Below are 12,994 nucleotides of genomic sequence, written 5' to 3'. Positions count from 1 at the left end.
GCCTGAGTTCGATCGCGCGATCGGAGGATTCTCATGGACTCCATCCTGGAGCGGTCCAGTCTGGCGATGCCGATCCTGGAGATGAAGGGCATCACCAAGACGTTTCCCGGCGTGAAGGCGCTGGACGACGTCAACCTGTCGGTCCGCGAGGGCGAGATCCACGCGCTGATCGGCGAGAACGGCGCCGGCAAGTCGACGCTGATGAAGGTGCTGAGCGGGGTCTACCCGCAAGGCAGCTTCGACGGCGAGATCCGCTTCCGCGGCCAGCCCCAGGCCTTCCGCGGCATCGCCGACAGCGAGCGGCTGGGCATCATCATCATCCACCAGGAGCTGGCGCTCGTCCCCCTGCTGTCGATCACCGAGAATCTCTTCCTTGGTAACGAGCAGGCGAAACGGGGGGTGATCGACTGGGACGCCGCCACCCTGCGGGCGCGGGAGCTGCTGCGCCTCGTCGGGCTGCACGACCCACCGGAGACCCTGATCACCGACATCGGCGTCGGCAAGCAGCAGCTCGTGGAGATCGCCAAGGCGCTGTCCAAGGAGGTCAAGCTGCTGATCCTGGACGAGCCGACCGCCAGCCTGAACGAGAGCGACAGCGACGCCCTGCTGGAATTGCTGCTGCAATTCAAGGCGCGCGGCATCGCCTCCATCCTCATCTCGCACAAGCTGAACGAGATCGCCAAGGTCGCCGACCGGGTGACCATCCTGCGCGACGGCACGACGGTGGAGACGCTGGACTGCCGCGAGGCCGTGGTCAGCCAGGACCGCATCATCCGCGGCATGGTCGGGCGCGCCCTGTCGGACCGCTACCCCAAGCGGACCACCGTGCCCGGCGAGGTGCTGTTCGAGGTCAAGGGCTGGAGCGCCGACCACCCGGCCCATCCCGGCCGGCGCGTCGTCCGCGACGTGAACCTGACCGTCCGCCGCGGCGAGGTGGTGGGCATCGCCGGGCTGATGGGCGCCGGCCGCACCGAGTTCGCGATGAGCCTGTTCGGCCGCTCCTACGGCCGCAACATCCGCGGGCGGGCCTTCCTCAACGGCCGGGAGATCGACGTCTCCACCATCAGCCGGGCCATGGCGAACGGCCTCGCCTACGCGACGGAGGACCGCAAGCATCTCGGCCTCGTGCTCGACAACGACATCCGCCACAACGTCACGCTGGCGAACCTCAGGGGAGTGGCGAAACGCTGGGTTATCGACCATGAGCGCGAGGTCCAGGTGGCCGAGGAGTTCCGGCGCCGGCTGCGCATCCGCTGCCCCGACGTGTTCCAGGAGACGGTCAACCTGTCGGGCGGCAACCAGCAGAAGGTCGTGCTCAGCAAGTGGCTGTTCGCCAACCCGCAGGTGCTGATCCTCGACGAGCCGACCCGCGGCATCGACGTCGGCGCCAAGTACGAGATCTACACCATCATCAACCAGCTGGTCGCCGAGGGCCGGGGCGTCGTCCTGATCTCTTCCGAAATGCCGGAGCTGCTGGGCGTCGCCGACCGCATCTACGTGATGAACGCCGGCGAAATGGTCGCCGAGATGCCGGCGGCCGAGGCCAGCCAGGAAAACATCATGCGGGCGATCATGCGCTCCGGCGAGACGCTGATGTCCGGGGAGGCTCTGCCATGAGTGCCGAACTCAACCTTCCGGCCCGTGGTCCGCGGGTGTCCATGGGACGGTTCGTGAAGGCGCACATGCGCGACTACGGCATGCTGCTGTCGCTGGTCGCCATCGTCCTGTTCTTCCAGTACATGACCGACGGCACGCTGCTGCAGCCGCTGAACCTGACCAACCTCGTGCTGCAGAACAGCTACATCGTCATCATGGCGCTGGGCATGCTTCTGGTGATCGTCGCCGGACACATCGACCTGTCGGTGGGCTCGGTCGTCGCCCTCATCGGCGCGCTGGCGGCGACCCTGATGGTGCGGCTCCACCTGGACTTCGTCACCACGACGCTGCTGTGCCTGCTGGCCGGGGCGGCGATCGGGGCGGTGCAGGGCTTCTGGGTCGCCTATCTGCGCATCCCCTCCTTCATCGTGACGCTGGCCGGCATGCTGGTCTTCCGCGGCCTGTGCCTGATCCTGCTGGCTGGTCAGTCGGTCGGTCCCTTCCCGGTGGAGTTCCAACGCCTCAGCTCCGGCTTCATTCCGGATTTCCTGGCGTTGGACGCCTTCAACCTCGGCAAGTTCCACCTGACCAGCCTGCTGCTCTGCGCGGCCGTGGCCGCCGCGCTGGTGGCGATGAACACCCGGGCGCGCCTGCGCCGGCAGAGCGTCGCCATCGAGCAGGAGCCGCTGCCGCTGTTCGTGGCGAAGAACGTCGCGCTGGCCGCCGTGCTGATCTATGTCGGGCAGTTGATGGCCTCCTACCGCGGCCTGCCCAACGTGCTGATCATCATGAGCGTGCTGATCGCGCTCTACAGCTTCGTCACCCGCAACACCACGGTGGGGCGGCGCGTCTACGCGCTGGGCGGCAACGAGAAGGCGGCCAAGCTGTCCGGCATCGACACGCGGCGGCTCAGCTTCTACACCTTCGTCAACATGGGGGTGCTGGCGGCGCTGGCCGGGCTGATCTTCGCCGCAAGGCTGAACACCGCCACGCCGAAAGCCGGCGTCTCGTTCGAGCTGGACGTGATCGCCGCCTGCTTCATCGGCGGTGCCTCGGCCTCGGGCGGGGTCGGGCGGGTGACCGGGGCGGTGATCGGCGCCTTCATCATGGGCGTGATGAACAACGGCATGTCGATCCTGGGCATCGGCATCGACTGGCAGCAGGTCATCAAGGGCATGGTGCTGCTCGCCGCCGTCACCATCGACGTCTACAACAAGAACAAGGCGTGAGGGCCGTCATGACCCGTCCCACCCCCATACCCCCGCCCCGCTCACCGTCGGCATCGTCGGCTTCGGCAAGATCGCCCGCGACCAGCATGTCCCGGCCATCACCGCCACCGGCCTGTTCCGGCTCGCCGCGGTGGTCAGCCCGCACGGCCCCCCTCCGAAGAGACCGGGCTCGGCGACGTACCGGTCTTCCGCAGCCAGGGGGAGATGCTGGCCGCCCTGCCCGACCTCGACGCCGTGGCGATCTGCACGCCGCCCGCCGTCCGCCACGCCCTGACGGTGGAGGCGCTGCGCGCCGGCAAGCATGTTCTCATCGAGAAGCCGCCGGCCGCCACCCTGACCGAGCTGCGCCTGCTGCTCGACGCGGCGGAGGGGGCCAAGCGCACGCTGTTCGCCGCCTGGCACTCCCGCTTCAACGCGGCGGTGGAGGAGACGCGGCGGCGGCTGGCCGGCGCCACCGTCCGCCACGTCGCCATCACCTGGAAGGAGGACGTGCGGCGCTGGCATCCGGGCCAGGATTGGATTTTCGCGGCGGGGGGCTTCGGCGTCTTCGATCCGGGCATCAACGCCCTGTCGATCCTGACCGAGATCCTGCCGGCCCCCGTCGTCGTCCGCGACGCCGAGCTGCGGGTCCCCGCCAACCGCGACACGCCCATCGCCGCGACGCTGAGGATGGAAGGGGTAGCGGGCTCCGCCGTCGGGACGGTGACGGCCGCCTTCGACTTCCTCCAGGAGGGCGAGCAGACCTGGACCATCGCCATCGAGACCGACGGCATCGGGGCGGGGGGTGGACGGCTCGACCTGACCCACGGCGGCACGCGGCTGAGCGTGGACGGCGTGCCCGTGCTGGCCGAGCCCGACGCCGAGTACCAGGGCATCTACCGCCGCTTCCACCATCTGATCGCGGACGCGGCCGGCGACGTCGACGCCCGTCCGCTGCAACTGGTCGCCGACGCCTGTCTGGTCGGGCGCTGGCGCACCACCGACGCCTTTCACTGGTAAAACGCCGGGCGCACCGCCCGGCGGACTCCCAATAACGCCCAAACGAGGCTCCGAACGACCCCGGCGCCGGCCGACCCCGGTCCGCGCCCCCAACCCGAATTGGTGCCGACATGTCCGATACGAAGCCCTCTCCCCAGCACCCGGAAATCGGCTCCGGCCGGCGGCTGCGGTCTCGCGCGTGGTTCGACAACCCCGACAACCCCGACATGACCGCGCTCTATCTGGAGCGCTACCTGAATTTCGGGCTGACGCGGGAGGAGCTGCAATCGGGCGCACCGATCATCGGCATCGCGCAGACCGGCTCCGACCTCAGCCCCTGCAACCGGCACCATCTGGTGCTGGCCGAACGGCTGCGCGAGGGCATCCGCACCGCCGGCGGCATCGCCATCGAGTTCCCCGTCCACCCGATCCAGGAGACCGGCAAGCGGCCGACCGCCTCGATCGACCGCAACCTCGCCTATCTCGGCTTGGTCGAGGTGCTGCACGGCTATCCGCTCGACGGGGTGGTGCTGACCATCGGCTGCGACAAGACCACCCCCGCCTGCCTGATGGCGGCGGCCACCGTGAACATCCCGGCCATCGCCCTGTCGGTCGGCCCGATGCTGAACGGCTGGTTCCGCGGCGAGCGCACCGGCTCGGGCACCATCGTGTGGAAGGCCCGCCAGATGATGGCGGCCGGCGAGATCGACTATCAGGGCTTCATCGAGCTGGTGGCGTCCTCGGCCCCCTCGACCGGCTACTGCAACACCATGGGCACGGCCTCCACGATGAACTCGCTGGCCGAGGTGCTGGGCATGCAGCTCCCCGGCTCCGCCGCCATCCCCGCCCCCTACCGCGAGCGCCAGCAGGCCGCCTACGAGACCGGCAAGCGCATCGTCGGGATGGTCTGCGAGGACCTCAAGCCATCCGACATCCTGACCCGCGACGCCTTCCTCAACGCCATCGTCGTCAACTCCGCCATCGGCGGCTCGACCAACGCGCCGATCCACATCAACGCCATCGCCAAGCACATCGGCGTGCCGCTGACGGTGGAGGACTGGCAGACCCACGGGCACGACGTGCCCCTGCTGGTCAACCTCCAGCCGGCCGGCGAGTATCTGGGCGAGGACTTCCACCGCGCCGGCGGCGTGCCCGCGGTCGTCGCCCAGCTGATGGGCAAGGGGCTGATCCGCGAGGGTGCGCCCACCGTCAACGGACGGACCATCGGCGCGAACTGCCGCCACCAGCCGATCCTCGACACGCGGGTGATCCACCCCATCGACGAGCCGCTGATGCCCAACGCCGGCTTCGTGGTGCTGCGCGGCAACCTGTTCGGCGCCGCCATCATGAAGACCAGCGTCATCTCCGACGAGTTCCGCGAACGCTACCTGTCCAACCCGCAGGACCCGGAGGCGTTCGAGGGCAAGGTCGTCGTCTTCGACGGGCCGGAGGACTACCATCACCGCATCGACGACCCTGCCCTGGGCATCGACGCCTACACCATCCTGGTCATCCGCGGCACCGGCCCCATCGGGTATCCGGGGGCGGCGGAGGTGGTCAACATGCGGCCCCCCGCCACGCTGATCCGGCAGGGCGTCCATTCCCTTCCCTGCATCGGCGACGGCCGCCAGTCCGGCACCTCGGGATCGCCCTCCATCCTCAACGCGTCCCCGGAGGCGGCGGCGGGCGGCGGGTTGGCCCTGCTGCGCAGCGGCGACCGGGTGCGCATCGACCTGCGCCGCGGCAGCGCCGACATCCTGATTTCGGAAGGCGAACTGGCCGACCGCCGCGCCGCTCTGGAAGCCGCGGGCGGCTACCCGATCCCGCCGTCGCAGACCCCCTGGCAGGAGATCCAGCGCGGCATCGTCGACCAGCTCGATGAGGGCATGGTGCTGAAGCCCGCCGTCAAGTACCAGCGCGTCGCCCAGACCATGGGCATCCCGCGCGACAATCACTGACCCCAGGAGGCGGTGCGGCGCCTCAGCCTCCGCCCGCGAACCGGTCATCCAGCCAATCGAGGACGCGGAGGTTCAGGAGGGATCGGTTGCCCATCTCGCAATGCCCGCCGGCGCCTTCGGCGGCTGTGAAGCGCATCAGCGTCTTCGGGCAGACAAGCGCGTCGAAGAAGGCGCCGGCACCGGCCGACAAGGCGTCACCCTCCGCCTGGGTGATCAGGGTGGGGCAGGCGATGAGATGCGCCCGCCCCCGCATGGTGAACAACTCCGTGGAGGCGAGGTAGGAGCGCAGGTCCGCGACGCCGTGTACCCAGAAACCGCGCTGCACGACCTTCCAGTTCAGCTGGCGGTGGCTGCGGATGAAGGCATCCATGCGGTCGATCACGCCTTGGTCCAGGGCGCCGAGATCGGCCGCCGCCTCCGGCGCGACGCCGAGCTTGTGCACCACCACGTCGCGGAAGCCGTCGGCGATGCTCCAGGTGCCGGGATCGGCGATGAGCGCCGCGATGCGCGGCTCGCCCGACGCGGCGCGCGGGGCGAGATGCCCGCCGAGGCTCCATCCGCTGAGCGCGATGCGCGCCGCATCGACGAGCGGCAGGGTTTCGGCGAAATCGACCACCGCCGCGATCACCGTTTCCCAGTCCGGGCGCAGCGGCACGCCGTGCTCGTAGAGCATGGCTCCCTGGCCGGGGCCGTCGAACAGCAGGCTGTGATAGCTCCGCCGCGAGGCCGCCACCGCCGACGCGAAATACATGTCGGTGATGGTGCCGTCATAGCCGTTGGTGAAGACGATCAGCGGGCGGACCCGGGTCTCGAAGCCCTCCGCCGGGATGAAGCGTCCGGGCATCGCCATCCCGCCGAAGGGAATGGCCAGCGGGATGGCCGGGCGCGCTCCGAGCGAGAGCCCCTTGTCGAGCGCCGCCGTCCCCTTGCGAAAGGCGGCGGTCAGGCGCGGATCGACGGGCGCGCCGTAGAGTGGATGGAAGGAGGCGTTGTGGAAGGCGCTCGCCCGCAGATAGAGGGCGCGGGCGGTCGCCTTATGGCCCTTGGACAAAGCGATGTCGGCCTCGTGCGCCAGCCGGTCGCCCGCCGCGGTCCAGGCGTCGTAATAGGCGCCGTCGTCGCCATCGCCGATGGCCTCGGCGACCGCCTTGATCTCGCCGAACTCCGCCCCGCCATAGGGGATGTAGGCGATGGGCCAGGTGCCGAAATCCTCGTGCAGAGCGTCGTGAAAGAGGGTGGTCACGGCTGTCCTCCCCGGTCCCGCCGGCCGGTTCGCGGCGCCCTGGCAACCCTCAAGTGTCGCCTTGCCGGCATCATCAGGCCATCGCGCAGAAGGTGAGACGCCCGAACGGACGTGACGCCGCCCCGCTGACATTTCCCATTCCTCCGCGTGCGGCAAAAGCGCCCGGTCCGGCGGCGGGCGCATTTCTCCTTTCGCCTCTCATAACTGATATATTAATATATCCAGCATCTTTCCGGTATCCTCCGGTCCAAGGGGCACCCACGCCATGACGCCTTATGCCGACCTCCGGCGCGAGGATTTCCGCGCCACCATCGACGGCACGCCGACCGACCTGTTCACCTTGCGAAACCGCCGGGGCATGGCCGTCCGCATCACCAATTACGGCTGCAAGATCGTCCAGATCCTGGCGCCCGACCGCGACGGCGCCCTCGGCGACGTGGTGCAGGGCTACGAGACGCTGGAGCAAACGATGGCCGGGCAGCCCTCCATGGGCTCCTTCATCGGGCGCTATTGCGGGCGCATCGGCGGTGGACGCTTCACGCTGGACGGGGTGGAGCACCGCACCACCGTCAACGCGCCGCCCAACACGCTGCACGGCGGCCAGCGCGGCTCGCGCTTCCGCACCTTCGCCGCGCGGCAACTGGACGAGGCGAGCCTGGAACTGACCTACGTCTTCGAGGACGGGGAGGAGGGCTTCCCCGGCACCCTGCCCGTCCGGCTGGTCTACGCGCTGGACGAGGACAACGCCCTGACCATCGCCTGGACCGCCGTGGCGGCGGACAAGGTGACCGTGGCGAACTTCACCGACCACACCTTCTTCAACCTGTCGGGCGACGCCGGCTCCTCCATCCTCGACCATGTGGCGACGGTCAACGGCAGCCGTTATCTGGCGCTGGACGCCACCGCCGTCCCCACGGGGGAACTGGTGGACGTGACCGGCACACCGCTCGACTTCCGCAGCCCCGCCGCCTTCGGCGCGCGGATCGCCGCCGCCCACCCGATGCTGGCGCTCGGCAAGGGCTACGACCTGCATTACGCGGTGGACAAGCCGGAGAGCACGCTGGGGTTGCATGCTCGTGTCGTCCATCCCGGCAGCGGCCGGGTGCTGGAGGTCTTCTCCACCGAACCCGGCCTGCAGGTCTACACCGGCAATTTCCTGGACGGCCAGACGCCGCGCGACCTGGGCAAGGGCGGCACGCTCTACACCCGGCACAGCGCCTTCTGCCTGGAGCCGTCGCACTTCCCCAACGCCGTCAACATCCCGTCCTTCCCCTCCACCACGCTGGCCCCCGGCCAGTGGTGCACGGGCCGCATCGTCTACCACTTCGGCGTCGCCTGACCCCCTGCCAGCGCCTTCCGATTTTCAAAGGACCCTCCATCATGCCTCTTCTCTCCCGTGAATCGCTCGCCGCCGGGGCTTTCGATGTGGCGCACACGGCGGGCACCCCGCGGCTGCCCGTCACCGTCCTTCAGATCGGCGACGGCAACTTCCTGCGCGGCTTCGTCGATTGGATGGTGGACGTCGCCAACGGCGCCGGGCTGATGAGCGCCGGGGTCGCCGTCGCCCAGCCGCTGGACCAGGGCGTCGCCGGCCTGCTGACCGCGCAGGAGGGGCTCTACACCGTCCTGCTGCGCGGCATCGAGCAGGGCAAGGAGGTCGAAACCCGCCGGGTGGTCAGCTGCGTGTCCGAGGCGCTGAACCCCTACGCCGCGTGGGACCGCATGCTGGATCTCGCCACGTCCCCGGCGCTGCGCTTCCTGGTGTCCAACACGACGGAGGCCGGCATCGCCGACGTGGCGGAGCCCTACACCCCCGGCGCCTGTCCGCAGAGCTTCCCGGCCAAGGTCGCGGCGCTGCTGCACGCCCGCTTCACCGCGCTGGGCGGCACGCCGGAAAGCGGCCTCGTCCTGCTGCCCTGCGAGCTGATCGAGGCCAACGGCGCCAAGCTGAAGCGGATCGTCCTGGCCCACGCCAAGCGCTGGGGCCTGGAATCCGGCTTCGCCGCCTGGGTCGAGGCGCACAACCATTTCCTGAACACGCTGGTCGACCGCATCGTCCCCGGCTACCCGCGCGACGAGGCCGAGGCACTCGCCGCAACGTGGGGCTATGAAGACCCGCTGGCCGTGGCCGGCGAGCCGTTCCATGTCTGGGTCATCGAAGGCCCGGCGGCCCTGGCCGAGGAGTTCCCGCTGCACAAGGCCGGGCTGAACGTGGTCTGGACCGACGACCTGCAGCCCTACCGCACGCGCAAGGTGCGCATCCTGAACGGCGCCCACACCGCCAGCGCGCTCGCCGCATTCGTGGCGGGGGTGGACACGGTGAAGGGCATGATGGACGACGCGACCCTGTCCGCCTACCTGAACACGGTGATGTTCGGCGAGATCGTGCCCTTCGTGCCCCTGCCGGACGCCAAGCGCCAGGATTACGCCCGCACCATCATGGAGCGCTTCGGCAACCCCCACATCCGGCACGAGCTGATCGCCATCTCGCTGAACTCGGTGTCGAAGTGGCAGGTGCGCGTCCTGCCCAGCCTGAAGGATTACGCCGCCGCCCATGGCGAGGCGCCGGACGGCCTGTCCTTCTCACTGGCCGCCCTGCTGCGCTTCTACAAGGGCACGCGGACGGCGGACGGCGTCTGCACCGGCATCCGCGACGCCGGCCCCTACCCGATCCGCGACGACGCGGCGGTGCTTGCGGCGCTCGCCGGCGCCTGGGCCGCCCATGGCGGCGACCCGGCGGCGCTGGTGGACGCCGTGCTGTCCAACGCCGCGCTGTGGGGCGAGGATCTGACCCGCATCCCCGGTCTGGCCCACCGCACCGCCACCCATCTGGCGGAGATCGAGGAGCGCGGCATGCGCGGCGCTTTGGAAGCGTTGATGAGCTGATTTTAACCCTCTCCCCTCTGGGGGGAGGGTGGCCCGGAGGGTCGGTGAGGGGGATGCGCGTGGCGCTTACGTCCGGCACACGTGCAACCCCCTCACCCTAACCCTTTCCCCGGAGGGGAGAGGGGAACGCACGATGCCCCGCGACCGCTATATACCTTCACGTACAACGGCCTGTTGACAGCGCCCGTCCAGCGCAGTATCCGAACCGATACAGCGTCGGGCGAGTCACCATTCCGCAACGAACCGAAGGAACCGCATCCATGCGTTTGAAAGCCCTCGCCCTCGCTGTCGGGCTGCTGGCCCTCCAGACCGCCGCCCAGACAGCCGCAGTTGCGGCCCAGGACCTCCACGCCTATGTCGGCGCCGGCCTCCGCCCGCCGGTGGACGCGCTGATCGAGGACTTCCGCAAGGAGACCGGGATCACCGTGACGGCCGAGTATGGCGGGTCGGGCCAGCTCCTCGCCCGCTTTGTCGAGACGAAGACCGGCGACCTGTTCATCCCCGGCACGACCTTCTACACCGACAAGCTGAAGGATCTGGACGCCGTCGCCGACCTGACGGTGCTGGTGGTGCACGGCCCCGTGCTGGCCGTGGCGCCGGGCAAGGCCGAGGCGATCCGCGGTTTCGCCGACCTCGCCAAGCCGGGCGTCCGCGTCGGGCTGGGCGACCCGCAGGCCATGGCGCTGGGCCGCACGGCGGAGGACATCCTGGACAAGTCCGGCCAGGGCGAGGCGATCCGCCGCAACGTCACCGTCCGCGCAGCGACCGTGAAGCAGCTCGCCCTCTATGTGCTGGACGGCAATGTGGACGCCGCCATCATCGGCGCGTCGGAAGCCGCGCAGAATCCCGGCAAGCTGTCCGTCCTCGCCATCCCGCCGGCGTGGTACGAGGCCGAATACGCCCCCGTCGCCGTCCTGAAGACCAGCGCCGCGCCGGACGCCGCCAAGCGCTTCGCCGACTTCCTGGCCTCGGACGCCGGCCTCGCCACCTTCCAGCGCTTCGGCTTCCCGCCCGCCCCGAAGATGTGACGGATGGGTTTCACCACCCTGCTGGCCCTGCCGCTCGCCCTCGTCGCGCTGACGATCGCGGGCGTGCTGGGCGCCCTGCTGGCCCGCCTGCCCCCAGGCGACCTTTGGGCCGCCCTGAGCGCGGCGGAGACGCTGTTCGCGCTGCGGCTGTCGGCGCTGACCTCCGTCGCGTCGCTGGGGATCGCGCTGGCCCTCGGCCTGCCGGCGGCCTACCTGATGGCGCGGTGGCGCTTTCCGGGGAAGGTCCTGCTCGACACGCTGCTCGACGTCCCATTGGTCATGCCGCCGCTGGTCGCCGGGCTGGGGCTGCTGTTCCTGCTCGGGCGCAACGGGCCGGTCCCGGCGCTGGGGATGGAATTGCTGTTCTCCCCCGCGGGCGTGGTGGTGGCCTTGGCCTTCGTGTCCACCGCGGTGGTGGTGCGCACCGCCACCGCGGCCTTCCGATCCGTCGACCGGAGCTACGCCGTGGCGGCGCAGTCGCTGGGCGCCGCCCCCTGGGCGGTGTTCTGGCGGGTGGAGCTGCCGCTGGCCGCCAAGGGCATCGCGGCGGGCGCCGTGCTGGCCTGGGCGCGGGCGCTGGGGGAGTTCGGCGCCACGCTGATGGTCGCCGGGGTCACCCACCTGAAGACCGAGACACTGCCCATGGCCGTCTTCCTCAACATCGCCACCGGCGAGACCGGCATCGCCGTGGCCTGCGCCCTCCTGCTTCTGGTGGCGGCTCTGCTGATGCTGATGGCGATGCGGCTGCTCGGCGCGCGGCGGAACGACAGGTTCAGCCGCGGGTACGCAGCCGGTTGCGGACCCGCTTGAGCGGCTGCTTCAGCTCCATCGCGTCGAGCAGCGCCACCGCCGCCTGCCGCAGCGAGGCGGAGGCGCCCTTCACCGCCCGGACGGGACGGGATTCGGGACGGGCGGGATCGGTTTGGCCAAAGTCCGGCTGGATGGCGCGCACCCGCTCCTTCAGCCTCTCCAGCCATTCTCCCTCCACCGCGTGCTGGCGGGCGTAGTCGAGGATGGAGCGGAGTTCCGCCGCCTGCGGCTCGTTGCGCACGGGGATGCCGGCGATGCGGGCCGGGTCCAGCGGCCCGTCGAAGCAGTCCGGGGCGGGCACCCCGGCGGCGGCGAAGTTCATCCGGGTGCGCACGCATTTCTCGCAGACGCCGCAGTTCCGGAACTGCTCCGCCCCCTCCCAGCAGACGCGCAGCGAGCGCACCGCCTCCGGATAGGCGGCGACCGCCGCGGCCTTCTCCGTTCGGGAATAGGCGGCGCCGTCATGCACGATGGAGAAGCCGTCGCCGGACAGCAGATGGTCGGCGATCGGGGTGGTGCCGTAGGGGATGACCAGCGCGTCGTAAGGCTTGGTGCTGCCGATCAGCCCGAACTCGAACTCCGCTTCGTGGAGGTGCAGACAGGCCGCCAGTTCCGCCGCGTGGGAGTCCTGCCAGTTCTGCAGATGCAGCTCCTTGCTGTTGGTGCGCACCAGGCGCAGGTCCAGCCCGACCAGCTCGCGGAAGGGCCGGGTCCGCTCGACCAGCCGCTCGAAATCCTCGGGGCGGTCCAGTTCCACGTCGAAACCATGCACCATCAGCAGCGCGCCGACATGGTGGCGGCGCTCCGGCGGCAGGAGCAGCCGGTGGCGCAGGATGGTGAAGGTGCTGTCCAGCCCGCTGGAATAGGCGGCGATGGCCCGGCGCCCCGGCTTGGGCGCGTTGCGGTCGACGACCCTCTCCGGGATGATCTCGACGGTCCGGTAGCGGTCGGGACGCCAGCGCCGCCACACCCCCTGGAGCGCGTCGATGTTGTGCAGCGCCGTCCGGGTCAGCGGCCCGTGCACATGGACGGGGAGGCCCCGCTCCATGGCGTGGAACAGGACGGCCATGACCGCCCCGTCCATCGGCCGGTCCGCCGAGGCTCCGGCCGGGTCTTCGAACTCGTAGACCACGCGGTGCCGGCGGCGGGCGCCGTCCTCGGACAGCAGGACGGTGCGGCGGACCAGCCCGCCGCTCGCCGTCTCCTCGACTCCGATGTGCAACCCCTTGCCCGCCATACCCGCCGACGCCCTCTTCAGCCCCTGTT

10 protein-coding genes are annotated in these 12,994 nt (G+C 70.0%); 8 read left to right on the top strand and 2 right to left on the bottom strand.

What is annotated here, in order from left to right:
• Window positions 1-33 precede the first annotated feature (33 nt).
• From mmsA to ACWPXE_RS31100, 4 genes are all read left to right on the top strand, one after another.
• The gene (gene mmsA, locus ACWPXE_RS31115) at window positions 34-1,617 is read left to right on the top strand and encodes a multiple monosaccharide ABC transporter ATP-binding protein (protein WP_454020913.1); all 1,584 of its coding nucleotides are present in this window, start codon (window positions 34-36) and stop codon (window positions 1,615-1,617) included.
• Window positions 1,614-2,825 carry a multiple monosaccharide ABC transporter permease gene (gene mmsB, locus ACWPXE_RS31110; protein ID WP_454020912.1) on the top strand — a complete coding sequence of 404 codons (1,212 nt, stop codon included), beginning with the start codon at window positions 1,614-1,616 and terminating at the stop codon, window positions 2,823-2,825. The genes mmsA and mmsB overlap by 4 nt, the downstream gene beginning before the upstream one ends.
• Before the next feature lie 204 nt (window positions 2,826-3,029).
• Window positions 3,030-3,824: a Gfo/Idh/MocA family protein gene (locus ACWPXE_RS31105; RefSeq protein WP_454020911.1), complete on the top strand. Its 795-nt coding sequence runs from the start codon at window positions 3,030-3,032 to the stop codon at window positions 3,822-3,824.
• 110 nt (window positions 3,825-3,934) lie between these two features.
• On the top strand, window positions 3,935-5,761 hold the full coding sequence (locus ACWPXE_RS31100; protein WP_454020910.1) for an IlvD/Edd family dehydratase: 1,827 nt from the start codon (window positions 3,935-3,937) through the stop codon (window positions 5,759-5,761).
• A 22-nt stretch (window positions 5,762-5,783) separates the two neighbouring features.
• Here the strand turns inward: ACWPXE_RS31100 and ACWPXE_RS31095 are convergent, their stop codons facing one another.
• Window positions 5,784-7,004, bottom strand: coding sequence for an alpha/beta hydrolase family protein (locus ACWPXE_RS31095; RefSeq protein ID WP_454020909.1), 1,221 nt, complete (start codon window positions 7,002-7,004; stop codon window positions 5,784-5,786).
• 265 nt (window positions 7,005-7,269) lie between these two features.
• Here ACWPXE_RS31095 and ACWPXE_RS31090 point away from each other — a divergent pair, with 265 nt between their 5' ends.
• The 4 genes from ACWPXE_RS31090 (at window position 7,270) to ACWPXE_RS31075 (ending at window position 11,728) form a co-directional block, all read left to right on the top strand.
• Window positions 7,270-8,343 (top strand): aldose epimerase family protein, encoded by a 1,074-nt coding sequence (locus tag ACWPXE_RS31090; RefSeq protein WP_454020908.1) that lies wholly within the window; start codon window positions 7,270-7,272, stop codon window positions 8,341-8,343.
• Window positions 8,344-8,384: 41 nt separating this feature from the next.
• Window positions 8,385-9,890: a tagaturonate reductase gene (locus tag ACWPXE_RS31085; RefSeq protein WP_454020907.1), complete on the top strand. Its 1,506-nt coding sequence runs from the start codon at window positions 8,385-8,387 to the stop codon at window positions 9,888-9,890.
• Between the two features lie 260 nt (window positions 9,891-10,150).
• Window positions 10,151-10,918, top strand: a complete 768-nt coding sequence (modA, locus tag ACWPXE_RS31080) for a molybdate ABC transporter substrate-binding protein (RefSeq protein ID WP_454020906.1) — start codon at window positions 10,151-10,153, stop codon at window positions 10,916-10,918.
• Between the two features lie 3 nt (window positions 10,919-10,921).
• On the top strand, window positions 10,922-11,728 hold the full coding sequence (locus tag ACWPXE_RS31075; protein WP_454020905.1) for an ABC transporter permease: 807 nt from the start codon (window positions 10,922-10,924) through the stop codon (window positions 11,726-11,728).
• Here the strand turns inward: ACWPXE_RS31075 and ACWPXE_RS31070 are convergent.
• Window positions 11,691-12,965 carry a hypothetical protein gene (locus ACWPXE_RS31070; protein ID WP_454020904.1) on the bottom strand — a complete coding sequence of 425 codons (1,275 nt, stop codon included), beginning with the start codon at window positions 12,963-12,965 and terminating at the stop codon, window positions 11,691-11,693. The genes ACWPXE_RS31075 and ACWPXE_RS31070 overlap by 38 nt on opposite strands.
• Window positions 12,966-12,994 lie beyond the last annotated feature (29 nt).

The organism is Azospirillum sp. Marseille-Q6669 (assembly GCF_965111635.1).
The sequence above is the reverse complement of the archived record's forward strand: the minus strand, read 5'-3'. Positions and strand labels throughout refer to the sequence as shown.

Bases quoted from the DNA above. Each gene is read 5' to 3' on its own strand.
- ACWPXE_RS31090 (WP_454020908.1), top strand. From the start codon at position 7,270: ATGACGCCTTATGCCGACCTCCGGCGCGAGGATTTCCGCGCCACCATC.
- mmsA (WP_454020913.1), top strand. From the start codon at position 34: ATGGACTCCATCCTGGAGCGGTCCAGTCTGGCGATGCCGATCCTGGAG.
- ACWPXE_RS31070 (WP_454020904.1), bottom strand. From the start codon at position 12,965: ATGGCGGGCAAGGGGTTGCACATCGGAGTCGAGGAGACGGCGAGCGGC.
- ACWPXE_RS31105 (WP_454020911.1), top strand. From the start codon at position 3,030: ATGCTGGCCGCCCTGCCCGACCTCGACGCCGTGGCGATCTGCACGCCG.
- ACWPXE_RS31100 (WP_454020910.1), top strand. From the start codon at position 3,935: ATGTCCGATACGAAGCCCTCTCCCCAGCACCCGGAAATCGGCTCCGGC.
- mmsB (WP_454020912.1), top strand. From the start codon at position 1,614: ATGAGTGCCGAACTCAACCTTCCGGCCCGTGGTCCGCGGGTGTCCATG.
- ACWPXE_RS31075 (WP_454020905.1), top strand. From the start codon at position 10,922: ATGGGTTTCACCACCCTGCTGGCCCTGCCGCTCGCCCTCGTCGCGCTG.
- ACWPXE_RS31085 (WP_454020907.1), top strand. From the start codon at position 8,385: ATGCCTCTTCTCTCCCGTGAATCGCTCGCCGCCGGGGCTTTCGATGTG.
- modA (WP_454020906.1), top strand. From the start codon at position 10,151: ATGCGTTTGAAAGCCCTCGCCCTCGCTGTCGGGCTGCTGGCCCTCCAG.